Origin of the sequence: Ammoniphilus sp. CFH 90114 (assembly GCF_004123195.1) — a bacterium.
In the GTDB taxonomy this organism is placed as follows: domain Bacteria; phylum Bacillota; class Bacilli; order Aneurinibacillales; family RAOX-1; genus YIM-78166.
The window spans coordinates 165955-190052 of the sequence record NZ_SDLI01000007.1 but is presented as its reverse complement, the minus strand read 5'-3'; the positions used below and the strand labels follow the sequence as shown (position 1 = coordinate 190052).

The 24098-nt window shown below is 42.4% G+C and carries 18 protein-coding genes; 5 read left to right on the top strand and 13 right to left on the bottom strand.

Features of this window, described 5'->3' with window-relative positions:
* Positions 1 to 182 precede the first annotated feature (182 nt).
* The 3 genes from EIZ39_RS17090 to EIZ39_RS17080 all read right to left on the bottom strand — a co-directional run bounded on the left by EIZ39_RS17090 (position 183) and on the right by EIZ39_RS17080 (position 3837).
* Positions 183 to 1814 (bottom strand): ABC transporter substrate-binding protein, encoded by a 1632-nt coding sequence (locus EIZ39_RS17090; RefSeq protein ID WP_129201301.1) that lies wholly within the window; start codon positions 1812 to 1814, stop codon positions 183 to 185.
* A gap of 67 nt (positions 1815 to 1881) precedes the next feature.
* Positions 1882 to 2850 (bottom strand): ABC transporter ATP-binding protein, encoded by a 969-nt coding sequence (locus tag EIZ39_RS17085; protein ID WP_129201300.1) that lies wholly within the window; start codon positions 2848 to 2850, stop codon positions 1882 to 1884.
* Between the two features lie 18 nt (positions 2851 to 2868).
* Positions 2869 to 3837, bottom strand: a complete 969-nt coding sequence (locus EIZ39_RS17080; RefSeq protein WP_129201299.1) for an ABC transporter ATP-binding protein — start codon at positions 3835 to 3837, stop codon at positions 2869 to 2871.
* A 429-nt stretch (positions 3838 to 4266) separates the two neighbouring features.
* On the opposite strand from EIZ39_RS17080, the gene EIZ39_RS17075 reads away from it, so the two are divergent.
* The 3 genes from EIZ39_RS17075 to EIZ39_RS17065 all read left to right on the top strand — a co-directional run bounded on the left by EIZ39_RS17075 (position 4267) and on the right by EIZ39_RS17065 (position 7546).
* A complete protein-coding gene (locus EIZ39_RS17075; RefSeq protein WP_129201298.1) occupies positions 4267 to 4620 on the top strand; it encodes a DUF485 domain-containing protein in 354 nt (117 codons plus the stop codon).
* 31 nt (positions 4621 to 4651) lie between these two features.
* Positions 4652 to 6469 (top strand): solute symporter family protein, encoded by a 1818-nt coding sequence (locus EIZ39_RS17070; RefSeq protein ID WP_129201296.1) that lies wholly within the window; start codon positions 4652 to 4654, stop codon positions 6467 to 6469.
* 99 nt (positions 6470 to 6568) lie between these two features.
* A complete protein-coding gene (locus EIZ39_RS17065; RefSeq protein WP_129201295.1) occupies positions 6569 to 7546 on the top strand; it encodes a sodium-dependent bicarbonate transport family permease in 978 nt (325 codons plus the stop codon).
* 21 nt (positions 7547 to 7567) lie between these two features.
* Here the strand turns inward: EIZ39_RS17065 and EIZ39_RS17060 are convergent, their stop codons facing one another.
* Positions 7568 to 7939: a LapA family protein gene (locus EIZ39_RS17060; protein ID WP_129201293.1), complete on the bottom strand. Its 372-nt coding sequence runs from the start codon at positions 7937 to 7939 to the stop codon at positions 7568 to 7570.
* 158 nt (positions 7940 to 8097) lie between these two features.
* On the opposite strand from EIZ39_RS17060, the gene EIZ39_RS17055 reads away from it, so the two are divergent.
* Positions 8098 to 8670 carry a beta-class carbonic anhydrase gene (locus EIZ39_RS17055; protein WP_129201291.1) on the top strand — a complete coding sequence of 191 codons (573 nt, stop codon included), beginning with the start codon at positions 8098 to 8100 and terminating at the stop codon, positions 8668 to 8670.
* A 39-nt stretch (positions 8671 to 8709) separates the two neighbouring features.
* Here EIZ39_RS17055 and EIZ39_RS17050 read toward each other — a convergent pair whose 3' ends face one another.
* The 7 genes from EIZ39_RS17050 to EIZ39_RS17020 form a co-directional block, all read right to left on the bottom strand.
* A complete protein-coding gene (locus EIZ39_RS17050) occupies positions 8710 to 9339 on the bottom strand; it encodes a fumarylacetoacetate hydrolase family protein (RefSeq protein WP_129201289.1) in 630 nt (209 codons plus the stop codon).
* A gap of 87 nt (positions 9340 to 9426) precedes the next feature.
* Positions 9427 to 9819: a VOC family protein gene (locus EIZ39_RS17045; RefSeq protein ID WP_129201287.1), complete on the bottom strand. Its 393-nt coding sequence runs from the start codon at positions 9817 to 9819 to the stop codon at positions 9427 to 9429.
* Positions 9820 to 9987: 168 nt separating this feature from the next.
* Positions 9988 to 13179, bottom strand: a complete 3192-nt coding sequence (locus tag EIZ39_RS17040) for a hypothetical protein (protein WP_129201285.1) — start codon at positions 13177 to 13179, stop codon at positions 9988 to 9990.
* A 55-nt stretch (positions 13180 to 13234) separates the two neighbouring features.
* Positions 13235 to 14002: a uroporphyrinogen-III C-methyltransferase gene (cobA, locus tag EIZ39_RS17035; protein ID WP_129201283.1), complete on the bottom strand. Its 768-nt coding sequence runs from the start codon at positions 14000 to 14002 to the stop codon at positions 13235 to 13237.
* A 175-nt stretch (positions 14003 to 14177) separates the two neighbouring features.
* Positions 14178 to 15377, bottom strand: a complete 1200-nt coding sequence (locus EIZ39_RS17030) for a pyridoxal-phosphate-dependent aminotransferase family protein (RefSeq protein WP_129201281.1) — start codon at positions 15375 to 15377, stop codon at positions 14178 to 14180.
* A 104-nt stretch (positions 15378 to 15481) separates the two neighbouring features.
* A complete protein-coding gene (locus tag EIZ39_RS17025) occupies positions 15482 to 17197 on the bottom strand; it encodes an S-layer homology domain-containing protein (protein WP_129201279.1) in 1716 nt (571 codons plus the stop codon).
* 150 nt (positions 17198 to 17347) lie between these two features.
* Entirely contained in the window at positions 17348 to 19417 is a 2070-nt protein-coding gene (locus tag EIZ39_RS17020; protein ID WP_129201277.1) for an S-layer homology domain-containing protein, read from the bottom strand.
* Positions 19418 to 19791: 374 nt separating this feature from the next.
* On the opposite strand from EIZ39_RS17020, the gene EIZ39_RS17015 reads away from it, so the two are divergent.
* Positions 19792 to 20367 carry a 5' nucleotidase, NT5C type gene (locus EIZ39_RS17015; RefSeq protein ID WP_129201275.1) on the top strand — a complete coding sequence of 192 codons (576 nt, stop codon included), beginning with the start codon at positions 19792 to 19794 and terminating at the stop codon, positions 20365 to 20367.
* A gap of 58 nt (positions 20368 to 20425) precedes the next feature.
* On the opposite strand, the gene EIZ39_RS17010 is transcribed toward EIZ39_RS17015, so the two are convergent.
* The gene (locus EIZ39_RS17010) at positions 20426 to 22549 is read right to left on the bottom strand and encodes a methyl-accepting chemotaxis protein (RefSeq protein WP_129201273.1); all 2124 of its coding nucleotides are present in this window, start codon (positions 22547 to 22549) and stop codon (positions 20426 to 20428) included.
* 164 nt (positions 22550 to 22713) lie between these two features.
* A complete protein-coding gene (locus EIZ39_RS17005; protein WP_129201271.1) occupies positions 22714 to 24039 on the bottom strand; it encodes a NarK family nitrate/nitrite MFS transporter in 1326 nt (441 codons plus the stop codon).
* Positions 24040 to 24098 lie beyond the last annotated feature (59 nt).

Here is a 24098-nt window from a genome sequence, read left to right as displayed (position 1 = left end):
ACCACCCACCTTCACTATACAAATTAATAATAAGTTCGCTATTGTCAAGACAACCATGGGTTACCTTGACATAATCACAACAGTCACTCGATGATTCGCTGTCAAGGTTATGTCAAGGTAACCTTGCTTCTCTTAAATAGAAAGAGGATAGTAGGTAGAACCTACTACCCTCTTGCCATTATTTACTCAAAGTATACAGCTTCATAAGATTCAGAGCCTGTAGGAGAAGGTACATATCCCTTCACATTCGCACGTCCAGCAAGCAATGGAGTAGAGTGTACTAAAGGTACCCAAGGAGCTTCTTGCTTGAAGATTTCTTGAGCTTTCTTGTACAGATCGATACGCTTCGCTTCATCTAGTTCGCCTTGTGCTTCTGCTACTAACTTAGAGTACTCATCATGCGCCCATTGTGAATAGTTGTTGCTTCCAATCGTATCCTTAGAAAGAAGAGTGAACAAGAAGTTATCCGCATCTCCATTGTCACCAGTCCATCCAAGCATAAAGATGTGATCTTTTTCTCCTTTTTTCGCATCTTCTAGGTAGACAGCCCACTCAGGAGATTCAATCTTTGTTTTCACGCCAATTTTTGCAAACTCAGCTTGAAGTGCTTCAGCTACTTTCTTTCCATCTGGCATATAAGGACGAGCTACTGGCATTGCATAGAATACTAATTCTTCTTCGATTCCATTAGGATAGCCAGCTTCAGCAAGAAGAGCTTTTGCCTTTTCTAGGTCATATGGATAATCTTCGATCGCATCGTTGTAACCAAACAAGGAAGGAGGCATTGGGTTTTTAGCTGGTTCAGCCAATCCGCCATAGAAAGCACTAATCAAAGCTTCTTTATTTACAGCATGGCTCAATGCAACACGAACCTTAGGATTGTCAAATGGAGGCTTCTTCGCATTAAATCCAAGGTATCCTACGTTAAATGCAGGACGAACGAACTTTTGTAAATCAGCATTACCTTCTAATGCAGCAAGATCATCAGGATTTACGCCTTCAATCAAGTCAAGCTCGCCTGCTTGAAGAGCTGTAAAACGTGCAGAGTTTTCAGGGATGCTGCGAACAATTACCTTATTCACCTTCGGGAATCCTTCGTTCCAGTAGTTAGGATTCTTTTCTAGTGTAATGGAATCATTACGCTTCCACTCTTTGAAAACAAATGCTCCGGTTCCAACTGGTTCTTCCTTAAACTTTTCACCTTTTTCTTCTAGAGCCTTAGGACTTGCGATACCAAATGCAGGCATTGCTAAATTACGCAAGAAAGGAGCTTGTGTCTTGTTCAAGGTAAATTCTACTGTATTAGCATCGATTGCTTTTACCTCTTTAATTACACGGTCTTCAGCAGTTCCAAATGCACTAACAAAGTAGTAGAATTGGCTCTTATCTCCAGCCAACCAACGGTTGAAGTTATGAACAACAGCATCCGCGTTAAAATCTGTTCCATCATGGAACTTTACGCCTTGACGCAATTTGAAAGTATATTTCAAACCGTCCTCAGACATTTCCCAAGACTCAGCTAAGGAAGGTTCTACATCCGTAGTCCCTGGCTTGTAGTCTAATAGGGTGTCAAATACTTGTTGTGTAATCTTGATTGACTCTCCATCTGTAACCACAGCTGGATCTAGTGCAGCAGAGTCACCTCCGCGCCCTACGATTAGAGTGTCTTGCGCTGGCTTGCCTGATTCAGCCGGTTGTGCATTTTCTTGCGGCTTGGAAGCATCTGGTGTTTGGCTAGAGCTTCCGCATCCTGTTAATCCTAAGGATGCTGCAAGAAGTAGTGAAAGTGCAGAGAACATCCATCTCTTCTTCATGCTTTTTCCCCCTTAATGGTTTTTAGAAGAATATTATTTTATCTATAACTAGAGCCAAATAAGAGAACTAGTTATAAAGATGACACGCTACAAAATGACCATTCCCACTATCCTTGAAAGCGGGTCTATCTGTTTTACAGATGTCCATTACTGCACTGCAGCGGGTATGGAATGCACAGCCCTTCGGTGCATTCGCTGGGCTTGGCACATCTCCTTGAAGGATAATGCGCTCCTGCAATACATCAGGATCTGGAATCGGAACAGCAGACAGAAGAGCCTTTGTATAAGGATGCTTAGGTTCAGCATAAAGACTATTCTTATCGGCCAACTCTACAACTCTTCCTAAATACATCACGCCAACGCGGTCGCAAATGTGTTTTACGACACTTAAGTCATGGGCAATAAAGATGTAGGTTAAGTCAAATTCCCTTTGTAAATCTTGCAGAAGATTCAAGACCTGCGACTGAATGGATACATCCAAGGCTGAGACAGGCTCATCCGCTACGATCAACTTCGGATTAACAGCGAGCGCTCTTGCAATCCCAATCCGCTGACGCTGTCCCCCAGAAAACTGGTGCGGATAACGCTTCGCGTGGTAGGCATTCAATCCTACAACCTCTAGTAAGTACTGGACTCTTTCTTTTCTTTCTTTTGCATTGCCCATACCGTGTACGATTAAAGGCTCTTCGAGAATCTTTTCTACTGTATGCCTTGGATTCAGAGAAGCAAACGGATCCTGAAAAACAATTTGCATATCTCTTCGCATCCGTCTTAACTCATCCTTAGACATTGCTGTTACGTCTTTCCCGTCAAAAACGACTTGGCCTGAGGTTGGTTCAATTAATCGGAGGAGTGATCTTCCAGTCGTTGACTTTCCGCATCCACTTTCCCCTACTAAGCCTAGCGTCTCTCCTTTTTTCACTGTAAAGGATACATCATCGACCGCTTTGACCTGACCGACCTCCTTACCCAATATGCCGCCTTTTATAGGAAAATACTTTTTGAGATTTTTAACTTGGAGCAAATCCTGTGCCACTCGAGAGTCCTCCTTTCCTTATTGTTGCAACCAACATCTGCACTTGTGCCCTGCTTCTAAAGAAACGAGCTCCGGCATCTCTTCCTTACATCTATCAATAATAGATTCACACCTTGGGGCGAAGCGACATCCCTTCGGCATGGACCCTGGGGTCGGAACATTACCCGGGATTGAATACAGTCGATCTTTATTATCATCCATACGCGGAACGGACTGAATTAAGCCTTTTGTATATGGGTGTTGTGGGTTCTTGAAGATCGTTCTTACATCTCCTTCTTCAACCACTTTTCCAGCGTACATAACAACAACCCGATCGCACATCTCAGCTACGACACCAAGATCATGAGTAATCATCATAATCGCTGCCCCAGTTTCTTTATTCAAGTTTCTCATGAGATCAAGAATCTGGGCTTGTATCGTAACATCCAGTGCAGTTGTCGGTTCATCGGCGATGAGTAATTCAGGATCACAAGACATAGCCATAGCGATCATGACCCGTTGTCTCATTCCTCCCGATAGTTGATGAGGATACTCATCAACTATCTGCTCAGGGCGTGGGATCCCTACCTTTCTCAGCATATCAATGGCATGCTGTTTGGCTTCCTTCTTACTCAAGTTCCGATGAAGACGAACGGTTTCTCCAATTTGATCCCCAATCGTGTAGACGGGGTTTAAGGAAGTCATAGGTTCCTGGAAAATCATCGCAATCTCATTTCCTCTAATTTTCCGCATTCTTTTTTCACTTGCGGAAACTAAATCTTCACCCTTAAAGGACATTGTGCCACCGACGATCTTTCCTGGTGGGTTGGGAACAAGTCTCATAACAGAAAGAGAGGTTACGCTTTTCCCGCAGCCTGATTCTCCAACAACTCCTAACACTTCTCCTCTTCTTACATAGAGATCAATTCCATCTACTGCTGGAATTTCTCCTGAATCACTGAAAAAGTGGGTGCGTAGTCCTTTTATTTCTAATAATTTGTCCGTCACAAAAGCACACCTCTTCCAAATTTACTGCAAATTTATAATAAATTAATATTTCACTCGATTAAAGTATTACTGTACGAAACCAATTTCATTTTCTATAATACTGAATATTTCCGAATCACAAAAGTGATTGTATCACTTTGTTCACATTTTTGTAAAGAAAAAAATAGATACATATTACTATTTTTTCTAAAAATTTTCCCAGTTCAGTGTACTCCCCATGAAGACACATTACAAATTCCTTCATTTTTCAACTATATTTGTTTGTCTGCAAACATTTTTGTGGATTAAGACCAAAAAACAATCATTTTCATACCGTTTACACGTAATAGACGACATGATACGCCTATTTGTTGCAAAGTTATCTACATTGGAAATATACCCAACTTAAGCGCTTACAAAGCGTTGAGACAAAATAAAAGGAGGTTTCTTATGGCAACAACAAACTTGGGTAAAAATGTCGTTCAGCCCATTGGGCACCAGTCCTCTGTTCCGGCTTCTCTAAACACACAATTTGTTTCAACCCAGGAATTAGCGGAAGTAGAGAAGTCTTTCTCTGCGCAGAAGAAACTAAGCTTCACCTTTGGAGCCTACTTCTTCCTCATCACACTCTTAATCCCCTTCTTGAGCATTACCTCGGAATGGTGGTACGCCACCCCTATTGTTGGAGGACTTTCACTTAACTTCTGGACTACACTCTTACTCTTTCATATCGTTTATTGGTTGATGGCTTTTGTATTTGTAAAGAAAGCGAATAAGCTAGATGAAATCCTAAATAAAAAGTAAATAACAAGTAAATGAAGATAGGGGGGTTTATATGTTAAATACTACCGCAGTTATCATGGTTCTTACTCTTGTAGTCATTACAATTGGAATTTCTATTTATGCGAGAAGCTTCAACTCCAATACAGCAAACTTTTATCTAGCTGGCCGTAAGGTAGGGATGTTGACAAACTCAACTGCGATCTGCGGTGATTACTTCTCCGCTGCCTCCTTCCTCGGTGTTGCTGCCGCTGTCTATGCATCAGGTGTTGATGGAATGTGGTATGCTGTTGGATTTGGTGCCGCCTTCGTACCTGTTGTTCTCTTTATAGCTAGTCCTCTACGCAAATTTGGGGAGTATACCATTCCAGACTTCCTATTTGCCCGATTCGGGAAAAGCCACACAGCTAGAATTATTGGCGTTATTATGGTTCAGATCATTTGTATTTTCTACTTAGCTCCACAAATGGTCGGAGCAGGTAACACTTGGAACGTACTTGTTGGACTTGGATTCTTTGGCATGACCCCATACCAAACGGGAGTAGTTGCTGTTGTTGCTATCATGATCTTTTATGTTGCTGTTGGTGGTATGAAGGGTACAACCTTGAATCAGATGATCCAATTCTGGGTATTGTTCACAGCTATGTTCTTAGTCTTTGCTCTTGTATTAGCTAAAGGTGTAGGTTCTTACGCTTCTGAAAACAAACCTTTAACTAACCCTGCTACGATGACTGTTGAAAAATTGATGGCAGGCGAAGAAGGTAAGCGTCCTTATGATAAGGCGAAGGCCGTCATGACTCCTGAAGCATTTGCGGAAGTAGATGCAAAGGTTCAAGCTGGAGATCCTTCTGCAAACGTGAATGTGGTATTGCCTCAATCCAATAAGTTGCATCCTGAGCGTACTATGACATTCCAAGAGCCAGGACACCGCTATGATTGGTTAAATCAGTTCTCTATGGTACTTGCGCTCGTTCTTGGTACAATGGGTCTTCCTCATATCATGAATCGCTACTATACCAACCCGTCTGGTAAGGTAGCACGCATTACAACGCTATGGGTATTAGGATTTATCGGATTTTTCTATATCATGAGTTCTGTAGTAGGGATGGGTGGACGAAATTTCGTTGCTAACCTTGCGGCAACAGATCCTAGCATACTTGCCCTTACTGTAGATGGACATCTGTTAAAGTCTGACCAGATTATGCCTGTATTAGGAAAGTTATTGTTCGGTGAGTTCGGTCTTGGATACGTTGCTGCAGGTGCTTTTGCTGCGATGTTCTCTACTGTTGGTGGATTATTAATCGCTTCTGCTGCTTCTTGGGGACATGATATTTATGAAAACTACGTAAACCCGAATGCACCAGAATGGAAAAAAGTATTTGTAGGTAAACTAGCGGTTGTGGTCATGGGTCTATTCTCTCTTCTCGTTGGAATCGGGATCCCAGCAATTGGACTTGATAAAGCTTATCCTTCTCTCATTGCCATGATGGTAACTTGGGCGTTCGCGGTATCTGGTGGTGCTTTCGTGCCTATGCTTCTCTGCTCCATCTGGTGGAAGAAAACAACTCGAAATGGTGCTATTGCAGGGATGATTGTTGGTGGAGGCGGAAGTATTTTCTTCATCCTCATGAACATCCTGAAGGAGACTGGTGTATTTGCACCTGGAAGCTTTGGAGCAACTCTAGGGGCAATGGCCTTTCCATCAATCTTCGTTATTCCATTAAGCTTCTTGGCGATTTACCTTGTAAGCATTATGGATAAAAACCAAATGCCCGTTTATGTTAATAACATTTGGGCTCGTATCCACGGTTCTGATGAATTATCTGAGCGTGTTCGCATTGCGATGCAGGAGGCCGACTCTAAAGCCTCATAAGATCACATAAAAAGGAAAGCTGGGTTACCCAGTTTTCCTTTTTCTATATTTGGGGTAGACTATGGTGAATGGATACTCGTTGGCAAAGGAGGAATATTCTTGGAGCAGATCATCGACATTGCTTATGCCAATCTTCTTTCTCCTATGATTTTATTCTTTATCTTAGGGATTATTGCTGTACTCGTAAATTCTGACTTACAGGTTCCCTCAGCTTTCTACACCGGCTATACGATGATTATTTTATTTACCATCGGAATTAAAGGTGGAGTGGAATTATCCCATGTCCCCTTTCTCTCCATGCTGCCTGCCGTTTTAGCCGCCCTTATTCTCAGCTTTTTTATGCTTGGGATTACCTTTTTACTTCTTCGATATGTCTACCGTTTTTCCCTTGATGATTCAACAGCGATAGCTGCGCATTATGGTTCAGTAAGTGCCGTTACCTTTGTTGCTGCTCTTAGCTTTCTTGATAAAATTAATATGCCCTACGAAAGCTATATTGCCGCCATCTTAGTCATTATGGAAGGACCGGCCATTGTTACAGCCATCGTGATCAATCGTATGTTATCTAAAAATAAACAACGTAATGAAGGATTAAGTCATGTCTTTAAAGAAGCGTTTTTCGGAAAGAGCATATTTCTTCTGTTAGGGGGGATGGTTATAGGATTAATCGCTCATGAGGATGGAATTGCCAAGATCAAGCCTTTGTTTGGAGACTTATTTTACGGTGTACTTTGCATATTCCTCTTGCACATGGGGATGATTGCCACACAAAAGATTCGAGAGCTTAAAAATATTAATCTTGTTTCTTTTTCCTTCGCCTTTATTCTTCCTCTTATCGGGGGAGTATTAGGTGTCATGCTCGGAACATTCATTGGGATGTCAATCGGAGGAGTAACCATGCTTGCTACGCTAGCTGCGAGTGCATCGTACATTGCCGCTCCTGCCGCTGTTGAGCAAGCCATCCCTCATGCCAACTCGGGTTTATACATTGGCTCTGCCTTAGGTCTAACCCTTCCCTTTAACCTCATTGTAGGGATTCCGTTATATTTTTGGTTGGCTAATACCATTGCTTCATAGCATATAAAAGAAAAAAGACGCTTAAGGCGTCTTTTTTTCTGTTTCCTCTGAACGTGTGGACTCAGCAAGTTGGTCTTCCTTTTGTTCAGTTGATTCCGTTATACTAATAGGGGATAAATCCTTTTCTTGGTATTGAGAAAGTTGAGATTTCGTTTGGGTTAACTCTTTTTCTAACTTTTTAAGTTGCCATTGAAGCTTATATTGTCTAAATATCCCTAACATCCCGACAACTAAGCCGCCAAGCAATGCTGACCCAACAATGACAATGATTAACGGAATTTCACTTACCCCTAATAAATAGTGAACGGTAACAGATGAAACATTGGCCACAGCAAATACAGCAACCAATAAGGCAAAGAATAGACCTAAGATAAGATTCCATTGACCTCTCACTTTCATATCACTCCATTGACTAGCCTTTAATTTATAGTAACATTCCTTGCAATTAAATGCTAGAAATCACAAACGTCCCCTGCAGTAAAGAGAAACCACTACTTCTCAAAAGATTAGAATTTATTTATACATAAAAGAAAAAGGGAGAAAACCAAAATATGTCAAAGCTTTATGATATTATCGACTTCAATCATACTTTTGTACAAAATAAAGAATTTGAAAAATACCGCACTACAAAATTTCCAGACAGAAAGATGGTCATCCTGACTTGTATGGATACTCGTCTTATTGAGTTGCTTCCACAAGCCATGGGCTTAAAAAATGGTGACGTCAAGATTATTAAAAATGCTGGAGCCATTGTCTCCCATCCCTTTGGAAGTATCATGCGCAGTATTCTGGTGGCCATCTATGAACTGAATGCTGAAGAAATTTGTGTCATTGGTCATCATGACTGCGGCATGACGGGACTTCACTCATCGTCCATGCTAGACAAAATAAAAGACTACGGAATTTCACAAGAGCATATTAACATTTTAAATCACGCGGGCGTGGATTTAGGGAAATGGCTTACGGGATTCGAAAATGTAATAGAAGCTGTAATTAATAGTGTAAAAATGATCCAAAATCACCCCTTGCTATCGAAGAGCATTCCTGTACATGGATTAATCATTCATCCTGAAACCGGAAAGCTAGATTGGGTCGTTAATGGGTATTCGCATACTCAGAAATAAAAATAGGCTTTCCCCTTGTTTGAAGGGGAAAGCTTATTTTTATCCTTTGATACTAATGTCACACTTCCCAAGAACCTCTTCGCCCCATACGAGTGACAATTGATCACCGTCAGCCAGTGGCCCTACTCCTTCTGGTGTCCCAGTAAAGATCAAATCTCCTTTTCCTAACCCAAAATGTTTTGCCGAAAATTCAACTAAGGCTTGCATGTCAAACAACATGTTCTCAATATTACCGCACTGTACTTGTTCTCCATTCTTAAGGAGCATGAAATTCTTTGCCTTACAAGCCTCAACACCAGGGAAAGGTACAAACTCGGTAACCACGGCAGAGTTCGGGAAGCCCTTCGCCAATAACCATGGGTATCCTTTCTTCTTCAATTCACCCTGAACGTCTCTTAAGGTCAAATCTAACCCTATGGCCATGGAGTCTACTAAATCATCAACCTTCATCCCAGCTTCGTAATCACGTGCAATATGAATTACTAATTCCACCTCATAATGCACGCCGCCTCTATCTCCTGGTAGCGTGATGGTTTGTCCATCAGCTTTCACTACTGCATGTGTTGGCTTGGAGAATAAGAAGGGAGAAGTAGGTACTTCATTGTTTAATTCTTTAGCGTGTAAGGCGTAGTTTCGTCCCACACAGTAGATATTTCGAATTGAATTCATATGTGCCACCCTCTGTCTTTTTTTATATAGATTTCACCATACCACCGTTGATGGGGATCACCCTCTATCTACAGTGCATGCAAATGGTTACTTTTTACTTGGTTGAACAAACTGTAAAAGCTCTTGATTAGGACCATAGAAGAAAATGGTCTTAGCTCCATCTATCGCCGTGTTGGGTTGATCCGTAAGGAACTGTATTCCCTTGTCCTGATAATGTGAAATGGCTTCTTCCATGTTCTCTACCGTAAAGGCTAAATGATTAACAATACCCTTCTCGGAATAGTTATGCTTCGTTGGGTCAAGGTCACGAATGAGTTCTAATTCCACACCAGGCTGATTCTTGTGGAAAAGAAAAGCCATCTCTCTAACTTGGTTTTCCCCTCTCGTTCTTAATTCGTAACCGAACATTTGGCAGTAATAGTTAATTGATGCATCCATATCTTTTACAATCAGTGCCACATGCTCCAATTTGATCATCATGTTCCCTTCACCCCTCTAGTAAACTTCTTTTTCAAACTCTGTAACATATTATACCAAAAAGAATATCATTGTGTATCTATTACGATAATTCCAATTGAATTATACAATCTATATACAAAAAAAAGAGCCATAACGGAGCAACCTCTCGCCATGACTCTATTCTTCCTTCTATGGTATTGACTTAAAATACTCTTGAATATAAGGGTAGCTTTCTTTTAACCTTTCCTTATAGACAGGTTTGTTCCACTCTTTCCATTGGTAAGGTGGTGACTCCTCAAGTTTGCTGCCGCCCGGGAATAAGTCTACCACTTCCTGATTTTTATCTAACCAAACCGCTGATACACGAATTCCTTCCGTTTTCTCCGTTCGTAGTTCGTCTCTTTCTAGGACACCTTCTAGTTCTTCCAAATTACGGCTATCATTTAATACCTGTAAGGAAGTCGGGTCTGTCACATTGATTCGACCCCAAGGCAGTCGAAGGTGGATTCTATCTTCAGTAGAATTCCAATGGTTGTAATTCCCTACAAAAGTACCATATTTAAGGCTGCTTCCATCGGCAAAATGCGCACCATAAGTGGTTCCGTCCTTACGAACACCCCCCTTGTTAATGAGGCGCCTCATTTCTTCAAAGCGACCCTCTTGGCTTCGTCCAGAGCTAAATCTCCCCTCTGCTATATTGTAGCTTGGTATGACTAGGAGCTTTGCGTCTTGCTCACTCTTGAGCTCTATGAGAAACTCCAATCCCGTAGGTGATGTCAAAGGATGTCCAGAGCGATATCGGAATTCACCCTTTGTCTTATCAAAGGTGTCGAGACCGATTAACAGTTCATCCTTGGACCAATCTACTGGACGACTCAAGGTTAAGTCGATATGAAGGAAAGCTTCATCCGCGCTCATTTTAAGCTTGCGTATGAGACCTTCTCCCTCCAGGGAATAATCCGATACGGATGGCTTCTTCGGTTCCATAGCAAGAAGACCGTAGTTCTGTTCTGGATCAATGGCATTATGCCACATGACATGTCTCTCATAAGGTATCATAAAAGGCTCGGTAATCCAGGTTTTCTTTGCCCATTCGTCCATCCATTCAAAGATTAGAGCGCCTGCATACCCTTCCCTGTGGATCGCCTTCGTCATTCGGACAACCCCTAAACCTTGCTGCTCTTCTGACATACCACCATGATGATATCCATCCGGACTATGATGCGCATTGCCCATTCCTGTCGCTAGTCCGTATTCAGCTACCACGGCTGGAAAGCCTTGATGGATCTTCATAAATTGCTGCAGATATCCACCATAGCGTAACCGCCCTTCTTCATCCTGATAATCATCGTAACTTTGCTCATTGTTCATGAAATCTGGATAGTTCGGATAAATATGATAGGCGCCGAAGAGGCCTGCCTTCATCTTAGGACCGAAGGACAAGTTGCGAATATCTACCGTGGCCTTATCATTATATAGCTTAGAAGGATCCCCTTCGGCATTCCATTCTGCATCATGCTTCAAGGCATCGAGGGTCGGCCAACTTACGATCGCGACCGGATGCTGCCAGCCGTAGGTTTTTTCTTCATAAGCCAATACATAGTCACAGCTCCAGGCCAGCCAGTTTTCCGTTGGACTGCCTCCTTTGGCTGAGAGATAATCTCCTTCAAATTGAAAGTCAGGATGTCTTTTATCTGTTTCTAATACCTCTTCCGGCTCCAGCTCACGTCCCACTAGATAACCCACTACGTAGGCAGAAACATCGACAGTGTATTCCCCATAAGCTCGGCCTTTTCGCTCAGGAATCTTCGCCTTTCCATGTATAGCATCTATCACATACTCAATTTCTTCATGAAAGGCACGATTATACTTTTCTCCTAAGAAGTCATGATGTTCCGGATGCTCTTCCGGCCAGATCTCTTGCATTAACCACAGCGGTTCGTCAGGGTGGACCTTATTGTATGCCGCCAAGGCTCGATAGAATGCAGGTTCCATTAAGGTATAGACACGAACCGTATTGCTATTCATCTCGCCAATCATGGTAAGCCATCGCAAATAGTCCGCTTCGTCCTTAGGAAATTCCGTAAACCATTTACCCGGGAGAGCCATCCCCATGTTTACACCCTTTGCAAAGAAGGTTTCCCAGTTGCCGTTTTGATAGATTTGTAGATCACTATCATGGGTTCTGGCTACTAGCTGTGTTCCATCTTCGGTTAGCATATCCGGCATGTTCGGAGGTGGACGGTTCTCTTTTTCCTTTAAGGTGTCAGCTAGGATATTCTCCATCATAGGTAAATAAATTCGCCAGAAAAAGGGTTCTAAGCTTTCCTTTGAATCCCAGGAGAGCCATGAGATCAATCGATCAAAGCCAGCGAATTGGAAAAGGGAGGGAAGCTCATTGCTATCGGCATAGTCACCAGCAAAATAGTAAGAAGTATATACTCCTGTTGCATTCTTGACCACCGCAGGAAATACGGCAGGAATTCCATGTTGGTCCAGTAGTTTCTTACCTTCTTCGGTTACATCCAAATGATACTCAGCCAGTACCGATTTTGGTTGAGTTGCTTCAACGATATCGAACCAATAGTTATACCGCGTATCACTTAGAGGGCCAAAGAAAGCTTTTCCTTCTTCCGTTAAAGAATATCTACTTCCTCCTTTTCCCGCCTCCTTGCCTCCCTCTAGTACAATAATGTCATCTTGCTCGTTGACGAAAACAAGTCCATATCCCTTATAGTTCCATGGAGTGCCATACTTTTTTTCATAATTGGATACAGCCCAAGCTGGCACTTCTTTTCCTCTCGTCAGATCCGCAAAGGATCTTCCAATCCAACCCGACCATTCAAGTCCTAGGATCTTATAAAGCGATTGTCTCACGCTTTCTTCTGTAGGACTTCCAAAGGTATTGAACTCGGCAATTAATGTTTTTCCCCGGTAGATCTCCGCCTTAATTTTCTCTAAGTCATCAGAGCGTAATCCTCCATAAATTTTATCTGAACGTACGCCATGACTATTGGCGGTATGACCATAGTAATCCTCTTCATACACCCCATACGTATCGGCAATGTAAATCAAGTCAGACTCATTAGGAGTTATCTCTAACTCTTTAATTTCGTATTTATGATCTGTGCTTGGAACAAAACCAAAATAATGATCTTTTAGACTATACGTAGACTGAGTTTGACTTCTCACATATTTAAAATGATTTAATAACCATATCAGTCCTTTATGTTCCCTGTAAGAGGAATTGGGAACGGTATTGTCTAGGATAACGACGTCTAAGGCTTGACTCTCCTTATATACCCAACTGAAATAAGGAAGTAGAATAATACTTATAGCAAAAAGAAGAACAACTCCCCATTTAATCCAACCTCTTCGCAAAACTCCTCCTCCTGTCTTTAAGCGGAAAAGGGACGACCTCATTCGGAGTCCGCCCCTAAATAGATAAGCTCTCTTTGTTTTCTTGAAACCATTTTATTTTTTCTCGTAATCTTACAACTTCCCCAACGAGGATAATCGCCGGATTCGTAACTTCAGTTAATTCCACAATCTCCTCGATCGTACAAAGCGTACCAATAACGGTAGTTTGCTGAGGGGTTGTCCCCCAAGAAATGACAGCCACTGGAGTTTCTGGTCTTCTCCCATATTTCATTAATTGAGAGCAGATATGTGGAAGATTGGCTACCCCCATATAGAACGCTATCGTATCCATTCCGCGCGCTAAAGACTCCCATTTCTCTTCGGAATGTTCCTTATCCCTTCCCATTTGCCCAGTGACCATAGCAAAGGTCGAGCCATAATCGCGATGGGTAACGGGAATACCAGCATAAGCTGGTACGGCAATCCCAGAAGTTACTCCCGGAATGATCTCAAATTCAATATGGTTGAACACCAAGACCTCAGCTTCCTCTCCCACTCGACCGAAAACACAAGGGTCTCCTCCCTTAAGTCGAGTAACCACCTTACCTTCTAGAGCCTTCTCCACTAATAGCTGATTAATGGCTTCTTGGCGTAAAGTATGATGATGCGGCAGTTTTCCACAATAAATCAACTCGGCTCCGTCTTTTCTGTAGTCAAGCAGAACAGGATTAGCAAGTCGGTCGTAGACAATCACATCTGCCTCCCGAATGCATTCCATACCCTTTATTGTAATTAATTTCGGATCCCCTGGACCGGCTCCTACTAAGTAAACTTTACCTCTCATCTTTTGCTCTCTTCCCTTTCTAGTCTAGTCTAAAACAATCATTAGAAGGAAGTGACCTTTTCTCCCAAGCCTAGTATTTTAGTTTAATAATACCTTACTCTTAGGTTTCTGGCATTGGAAATTTATCATCATTTCTTTCAATTGCTTTAAACAAAGGAAGATTCTTTATGCAAAATTATACCTTTGGCAAAATAGAAGCTTCCTCCTGCCCCATAGCCTTCATTGCTGCAGCCACCGCAGCACCTCGCTCTATCTTGGCACCTTGCAAAGTAAGCAACTGCTCAAGTGCTGTAAGAAATAGTACAACATTGCGCGGCTGGCATGAATGTCCCATAAGACCTATCCTCCAAACCTTTCCCTTCAGTTGACCAAGACCACCCCCGATTTCTAAACCGAACTGCTCCAGTAATGATTTACGAACAGCGAGATCATCCACACCCTCTGGAATGAGCACCGAGGTCAACTGGGGTAAACGCTGACCTTCCTTCACATGAAGGGTTAAACCCATAGCAACAAGTCCCTTCTGAAGGGACTGTCCCAAAGTCCAGTGTCTCTTGAAGGTCTGCTGTAAGCCTTCCTCTTGAACAACTAGCCGTAGAGCTTCACGTATGGCATAGCTCATGGTAATGGGGGCTGTGTGATGGTAAAATCTTTCTTTCCCCCAATAATTCTGAATCATCGACAAGTCTAAATACCAGCTCTGAACCTTAGACTTACGTTTCGACATGACTGCTAGAGCACGAGGACTAAAGGTTACAGGAGATAGTCCTGGAGGGGCACTGATACATTTTTGCGTACCGCTGTAACAAGCATCTACCTGATGCTTATCAATCCCAACTTCAATTCCTCCCAGAGAAGTAACGGCATCTACAACAAATAAAGCTTCATGCTCATGAACGACCCTAGAAATTTCCGCGAGAGGTTGTAGTGCACCTGTTGAGGTTTCTGCATGCACAATGGCTACGAGCTTAATATTGGTATTCGCTTTTAAAACTTTCTCAATGGCGTCCGGCTCAATAATTTCGCCCCAAGGTGCCTCCACACGGATCACCTCTGCTCCACATCGCTCGGCAACATCCACCATTCTTTCCCCAAACAAACCATTTACTCCAATAACGACCTTATCTCCGGGCTCAACGAGATTGACGAAGACCGTCTCCATTCCAGCGCTCCCTGTTCCGGACATTGCTACCGTCAGTTTATTATCCGTCTGGAAGGTCGCGCGTAATAGGTCCATTACTTCATTCATAATTTCAAGAAACTTCGGGTCTAAGTGACCAATGAGAGGAGTAGCCATAGCCTTCAACACCTGCGGGTGAACGTCACTGGGACCTGGTCCCATAAGAATACGGGTTGGCGGATTTAATGTGTACATCTTATCGACTCCTTATATCTTTTTACAAAATGTAGCATAATCCTTATGTAAATTCCAAGTGAAGGAATTGAAAAAAGCCTCCTAAAGAAGGCTTTTTCCCAATCTTACTTATTTAATAAGTTATAAATAACTTGCGCACTTTCAGCCCGTGTAGTCTTGCCTTGAGGACTAAACTGGTCCGCCGTGCGACCCTTGACTAAATCGAGTTCAACTGCTGCACTCACTGCATCCTTTGCCCAGCTTTGGACTTGTCCCATATCACTGAATGATGCTGCTGTTCCCGCTTGATAGCTCTGCCCTGTTTTCACTTCATAGGCTTTAACTAGCATCGCAACCATCTCTTGGCGAGTAATCGTTGCCTCAGGAGCAAACAATCCATTTCCTTTACCTTTTACAATGCCTGCTTCGGCCGCTGCAGTAACTTCCTTCGCGTACCACTTGCTGGAAGGTACGTCCTTAAACGCTGCGCTATTCTTAGCTTTTAAGCCAAGGGCACGTACCAATAAAGCAGAGAATTCAGCGCGGGTAACCGATCGCCCGGGAGCAAACTGGGTCTCGCTTACACCGCTTACGATATGTTTTGCGGCTAGTTCTTGAATGACATTAGAAGCCCAGAAGCTAACTGCTACATCATCATAAGATTTCTTATATTCGAGAACAGCAAACTTGCTAAAATGGTGAATTTCCGCGGTCATCATGCCATTGCTTAGTGTACCGCCCATATATTCTAGCTCTCCATTATCTCCAAGGAAGTAGATTCCAGCGTACTTTGCATTGACTTCAGCATTTGTGCGAAGGGCAATGGTTACAGGCTTATTAAATTGCTTCAAGGTCGATGTCTTTCCATCCTGGGTAACAATTGATAAGTCAAAGTCCAGAATGTCTCCACCCGCAATCAGATCAACCTTTCCTTTGCTTTTCGCTTTCGCTAAGAACTGCTTACCGGATTCCGCAGATAGGGTAGTCACAGATATAGAAATTCTACTGTCTTGTAGAGCCTCCTGAGAAACCAGGGAAGTCAAGGCCACAAGAACGTCTTGAGGTACTGTCATCGTCAGCCCTGCGCCTTTTACTTCAAGCTTATTTGTTTTGAGTAGTTCACCTATGTTAGAAGGAAGAAGGATCGTTCCTTTACTGTCAGTAAGCTGTATTGATAGCTTACCGTCTTTGACACCTTTCTGGACATCTTCTGCCTTTAATTCAATTTTAGGCAACCCTGTAGCCGGTTGAGTGACAACGGGCTGTTGCGCAGTAGGTCCACCTCCGCCTGGCCCACTTGTACCTGGTGTTCCACCGGTACCTGGCTGTTGAGGGGTGCCTCCCGAGATGTCTTGATTGTTCGAATTAGCAAGCTGAACCTCACCAAGTTTGATTCCATGATCTCCTGCTTGTTTTACTTTAAATGTTGCGGTATAAAGGGTATCGTTTAGATTAATGCCAGCTACATCACCAAGAGCAAGCAGAGCGGAGAACCCAACTCTTCCCTGCTGATTGTCAACATTGTTTTGGATCTCAGCCCCTCCGCCATAGTTCCCCTTCTTGACTTGGACTCCTGGGACATCCGTCATGGCATCTACAACTTCCACCTTTGTTGAATCAAAATCTAAGTTTACCTTCGCAGCGTATAAGTCGTTTGCCTTGACTACGACATCAACCGTAAAGGTATCTCCTGTTGTTGCTGGGTTTACTCTCAATGAAACAGGATTATCAGCAGCAGCCAATTGGGTAAATGGTTCAGGCAATGAACTTACAGAGCCAAAAGTGAGACTTGCAGCCAAAGCTATCGGAAGAATAGTACTATTTTTGACATATCGTTTCATAGTTACGCTCCTTTATTGTAGACAAGCTAATATCTATTTACTTAGTAATCTATCAAACTTAGGTTAATTGATTATTAAGGAAGTGTAAAAATTGTTAATAATTATTTCAATCCAAAAAAAGAGAACTCCGGAGGAGCTCTCTAATAAGTGTTAATTTCCTAAAGAAATATCTTGAAACTGTGGTTGTAATCTTAACCTTAGCTCCTTGGACGTGATAAAAATGGGCTCTTCAGCTAATGTAATAGAGGTAGAATCGTTTCCCTTTAATCTCGCCTTAAAGCTAAATAGAACTGCATCCTTGACATGGTGACCTGTTACGTTCCCAAGCAAGCTGCCAGCAAAAACGATCTGCTTGCTTGTATAGTTTGCTTCATTAGCTACTGGCAGTGAACGGAATAGAGAACCCGTATTAATGGTGACCTTCCCCGCTTCATTCGGACCATCTACTACATCCATTTTTGTTGGATCAAAGGCAAGGTGGACTTCTGCAGCATACAAATCAGAAGCAGTGAGAAGTGCTTTCACTTCATAGACATCTCCTTGCTTAGTAGAGACCAGCTTTAATTCTGCTTTATTAGATAGTACAATAATTCTAAATTGTTTAGTCTCTTGGGTATTATTTCTCTTAATTGTAGCTGTTAGGAGAACTTCCTGATCCCCTTGGTCAAAGGAAGGACGATTAACATCTCCAGTTTCTGTGACTAGCTGTGAATTGCTTGTTGTCCATGAGATTGTCGTTCCAGTTCCACTTTTCCCTGCTAGAGGCAAACTTAATTTAGTAGCAACATTTTGCAAATCCAAATTTCGATTTTTCAGTTCAGTGTCCGTTAGAGCTGTTGCTGCTTCTCTTACATAATCAACGTCAGTTTTACCGCCTCCTCCACTGCTTCCCCCACTGCTTCCTCCACTGCTGGAACCTGGAGATGTCGGTTGTCCAATCACATTATTCGGTTGCGTCTCAAAGCTAACGCCGGTCTGCACATTCAACTTTGCCGTTTGAATAGTCCCTGTTCCTGTAACGGAAACTGGGGCATCAATCGTCATGTTTTTAACAGAGGCACCTGAAGCCACATTGACAGTTGCACCTGCGGCCCCTGTACCTACTTGGAAGGACCCCACTTGTCCGCTTGCTACCTGAACCGTTACATTCGGAGCATTAATGATGACTTGTCCAAAGTTACCATTTAGTGTGATCGTTGCACCTGGTGATGCATTCACAACCACAACTTGTCCAAAACCATTCCCAGAAAGATTTTTTGTCTCAAGCTTCGCGCCTGAAACTACATTAGCTTCTTCAATTTCTGTTGTTCCCGATGCTTCAATACGTACCACGCCATTCGTGCGATCTACATGCATTACACCTAATGTGGAGTCTTCAATTAGAATACTATTAGATCCGCCGCCTCGTACAAAGGTAGTTCCCTTGACCGTTACTTTTTTAAGCTTGGCTTCTCCTTCACCAATGCCTTTATCCAGTATTAAATCTCCGTTAATCGTCATGTTTTGAAGAGTTACACCAGACACCGTTACAATAACATTTCCATTAATCACCTGCTGTCCGGATTGTGAACCGTAAACCCCGGCTTTATCGTAGGTTACCTTTTCCTGCTTGCTCTTCATCGCCGCATCTAAAGTGACAACCGCTTCTGCACGCGTAATAGACTTCTTAGCTTGGAAGGTTTGATCCGGATAACCTTTCATAATTTGCTTTTTTACAACAGCTTCTATCGCATCTCTGCTCCAGCTGGGGATGACATCTACATCCTTAAAGGCATTAATTACTTCTAGTTTTTCTGGAGCTTGCAATTCAGAAATATTAAAGATAATAGCAGCCACTTCTTGCCGGCTGATCGGCTGATTCGGACGAATGGTACCGTCTTCGTAACCATTCAGGTATCCTGCAGCTTTCGCTTTAGACAGCTCAGTGAAGTACCAATCTGTTACAGCTATATCCGTAAAGCTCATCTCTTCGATATTAGAGTAATTAAAGGCTTTATTAGTGAGTGTGACAAACTCTGCTCTAGTTATGGGCTTGTTAGGTCGAAAACTTCCATCAGGATAACCCTGAATTTTCTTTTCTTCCACCCAAGCATTCATTTGTTTTTCAGCCCAATGACCATCGATGTCAACAGCCATGGCAGAAATGAATGAGATCGGGTAGACCAGTATACAAAGCGTAAACATCATGAGTAATCTAGATAGCCTAGCAATTCTGTCCATAATTTCCTCCTGCTTGTTTTATTAATAGAATCCACTGTATTCAATCTACCAAATCAATTCATATCTTTTGTTAATTAATTGTAAAGTCTTGTTAAAAATCTATTCGTTATCTTAACATTGCATTTTTAAAACCGTCACCCCTCATGAATTTTCAGACTATAATATTCAATACTCTAAAAATCAACAATTCCTTGATCATATCTTGTTCAATCCACTTGCAATCTTAAATAAGGTGTTCTAAACATCCCGTTTAAAATCTATATATGATAACACGACAAAATCATCCCTTATTCGAAGAGCGAATGGGTCAGATTTTGGCGCGCTCAAGTTACAGTGGCACCAACTTCAGAGCCGCAGATGAAAGGAGATTATGAATGACCATTGCAAATCGGAATAAAGTTCTTCTTTTAGACATGGATGATGTTACCGTTGATCAAACCTCTACTTGGGTTCAAAGAATCTACGAGAAGACTGGCACTCTTTATGACCGGGAAGAATGGACAAAGTGGGATCTTTCAAGTATTCTCCCACCGGAGATTATGCATATGATTTTTGAAGAGATTAACAAGGAACCGGGTTTCTTTAGGCGTCTGCCGGCGAAAGAAGGAGCAATTGAGGGAATAAAGGAGCTTTCTCGCTATTTTGATATTGTATTTGTTACGGCTAGTGAGCATTATGCCTACCAGGATAAATATCACTGGATTAGGGAAAACCTTTCCTTTTTATCCAGACCCAATTTGATTTTAACTCACCGTAAAGACTTGGTTATGGGAGATATCATTGTTGATGACGGTCCCCATAATATAATAAAATCCCCTGTAAAAACCAAAATTATTTTTGATCATCCGTGGAATCGTCATATTTCCCAATTTCAACGAGTGGCACACTGGAATCAACTTGTCGATTTTCTCTTGACAAAAGAGCAGTATTTTAAATCCTCTGTATGCTAAATGATCAAATAAGGCCTAATGATGGAGTAGTCTCCGCCATCATAGGCCTCTTGGTTTATTACATTTTAAATTTACTAATCATCTTTTGAAGATCGTCAGCCATCTTGGACAGGGATAATGAGGCTGAAGTAATTTCCTCCATAGTGGCTAGTTGCTCCTGTACAGCCGAGGAAATTTCCTGGGTCCCTGCAGAAGAGGTCTCCGCAATTCCCGTAATTCTATTCATGGAATCTACTACTTGCTCACTACTTGCGGACATTTGTTCAATCGCTGCAGACACCTCTTCAATCTGGACGGCCACTTCATTAATAGATTGAGATATCTCACCAAAGAAGTCACCTGCTGTATGGACTTTGTCCATCCCTCGTGTTACCTCTTGCATGGCTGCTTCCATCGTTTTCACCGCTTGGTGTGTTTCTTCTCGGATGGAGAAGATCAATGTTGAGATCTGCTGAGCTGAGCCAGCTGATTGCTCCGCTAGCTTGCGAACTTCGTCTGCTACTACAGCAAAGCCTCTCCCTTGTTCGCCCGCTCTTGCAGCTTCTATGGCGGCATTCAAGGCTAGAAGATTGGTTTGTGCGGCAATTCCGGTAATCACCTCTAATATTTTCCCAATCTCTTGGGAACGTTCACCGAGCCCTTGTACGACACGTGCCAATCCATTCATTGTACTATGAATGGAACTCATTTGATCTGTTGCAGAAGAAATGGCCTCCGCCCCTACCTTGGCTTGTTCAAGTGTATGAGCGGATGAAACCGATACCTTCTGTGTAGAAGAAGCGATTTGCAGAATACCTTGTGACATATCAGCGAGGGTTTGAGAACTTTCTTCCATGCTTGTTACTTGCTTCTCTGCTCCACTAGCAACATCTTGAATCGTTGTAGCAATTTGCTGTGTTGCCTGTGCGGTTTGCTCAGCACCCGCCGTCAGCTCCTCTGCTGAGTTTGCTACTTTTTCTGCACTTCGTTTAACTTCTTGAATGATTTGCTTTAAATTTTGATTCATCGTACTCATGTCTTTAGCCAATTTGGCCACTTCATCCTCACCTTTTATAGTAATAGAGTGAGTGAGATCCCCTTCAGCAACGTTTTTCGCTATTTCTGCCATCTGACCAATCGGTCTCGCAATCCGGCTGGCCATGAGATAACTTATCCCGATGGAGAAAATGATAAGTATAATAGAAACGACATAGGATAAGTATTGTTTTGCTGCGGTTTGATTCATGATTTCTTCTTGCATGGATACAAAGCCTGGGATTCTAGCGACCATCACGCCTGCCACACTTCCTGTATGGGTAAGGATAGGCTGCAGGTAAGCGGCATAAGCCACTCCATTCCACTCCGTGACTTGAGTCATTCCCTTTCCTTCCGCACGTACCTGCTCTAAATAAGGAAGCACTTCTTTAAACATCGCCTTCTCATTCGCTAGTTGGGAAACATATCGAGCCTGCTCCCCTAAGGTTTCTTTTGATTCCTCAAACAAGAGGTGTCCAATTTCATCGGACTTCGTGTCGGTCATGACATAATAATCTTCTCCGTTAACCAGAAACAGAGTATTTCCAATACTTGCCAACTGAGAGATCTCTTGAAGCATGCCTTGATAAGTCTGCCTTCCGACTACAATCGCTCCAATGACTTTTCCTTCATTAAATATCGGAGCCGTCACTTGCAGCTTTCCATCTTCCTCGTTCACTTCCCAAGAGGATATCGTTTTCCCGCTGTTTAAAGCTTCATTTGTTGATGAGTAGTTAAGACCACCGAATCCATCAAATTTAGGATTGGTCGGACAAGCCAATATAGGTGTATCTCCTTCTGAGGTTCGACTAGATAGACTTGTCACCCAGATGAGATCAATTCCAGCTTTCTCCTTTGCAAGCTCTGAAGACTTCCCAAGGGCTTGATGAATCAATTCAGGGTTATTTTCCACAATCCCTTGGATAACTTGCTCCTCTGAAGCCATCTGCTCAGCCAAGAGGACGGAGGTTTGGATCACATGATCGAGTTGACCATGAACACTCATCTCTAACATTTCAACCTTCTCTTGTAATTGCTCTTCAAGCAGTTGAGAAGTATATTCCGCATTTTCCTTTAGCATGGATTGAGCAAAGATTAAATTGACGGAGGCAATCAGAATAAAGATCATTCCATAAATAAGTACCAATTTAGTTTTTATCGATTTCATATCCGCTACGGTTTCCTCCTTAAGCACTGAATTTAGAACGTTACTACTATGACCATAGGTTCAATAGATACTAAATATCATAAATCAAAAGTCCTTTTCTGTACATCATTTTGTATACAATATACTAAACAAAAAAGAGAGGGATATCCCCTCTCTCACGCTTGTTAGCACTTTACCTCTGCATTTTTCCTTGAATAATAGTACCAAGTAACGACTAAGCTGATTGCATAATATCCGATGAAAAGATACAAGGCTAAATTCGCAGCACCCGTTGTTTCGATAGACCATCCGAAGATCTTTGGAATAAAGAAGGCACCGTAAGCTCCGATTGCAGCCGTGAAGCCTAGTACAGGAGCAGCTTCTTTAGCTGGGAAGATGAAAGGAATCATGCGGAAAGTCGATCCGTTAGCAATTCCTGTCGTTGTAAAGAGAATTAAGAACATAATGAGGAATCCAGTAAAGTTCTTCTCGTTTAAGAAGTAGATAACACCGAAGGTTGCTGCAATCATCACAATGGTATCCCAGAAGGTTACCAAAGCTCCACCAAACTTGTCAGATAGCCATCCTCCGACTGGTCGAATCGCTGCCCCCACTAATGGTCCCAAGAAAGCTAGATGAATCACGTTTAGTTCAGCAAACTGTGACTTAATTAATAGTGGGAAAGCTGCAGAGTAACCGATAAAAGATCCGAAACACATGACATAAAGCCAAGTCATAATCCAAGTGTGTTTTCTTTTGAAGATAACTGCTTGTTCCTTAAAAGACTGCTTCGCGGACGGAAGATTATCCATTCCAAACAGCGCTGCGATTGTGACGAGAATGATAGGAATAACCCAGATAAAGGCTGCATTTTGAATCCATACTTCAGAGCCGTTCGCTAACTGTTGATTTACTCCACCTACTGCACCGAAGATTCCCATCGTAATGACAATCGGAGCTAAAAACTGAACCGTACTAACCCCTAAGTTCCCAATCCCTGCGTTAATTCCTAATGCAATCCCTTTTGATTTCTTTGGAAAGAAGAAACTGATATTAGCCATGGAAGAAGAGAAATTACCGCCCCCAAGACCACATAGTGCTGCTAGTATCGCCATGGTTGTAAAGCTTGTCTCTGGATTTTGAACAGCAAGTCCAATTCCTATAGATGGTATCAATAAGGACGCGGTTGAAATGACTGTCCAGTTCTTGCCTCCAAATATTCCAGGTAGAAAAGTATAAAAAATTCTTAGTGTTGCCCCTGTAAGACCTGGTAAAGCTGCTAGTGTAAAGAGCTGAGTTGAAGTAAAACTGAATCCAACATCGTTTAATCTTACTGCGACTACGGACCAAATTTGCCATACTGCAAAGGCGAGTAATAACGCTGGTACAGAGATCAACAAATTTCTTCTCGCGTGACGTTTCCCCTCTGCTTCCCAAAACTGTTCATTTTCCGGGTTCCAATTGGCTCCGATTCGCCCGACAGGTTTATTCCCGATGGTCTCCGCCTTCATTTTCCATTCCTCCTTATAGGATGTGTTGCTCCATTTTGTTTTGCAAATCAATTGTTTTT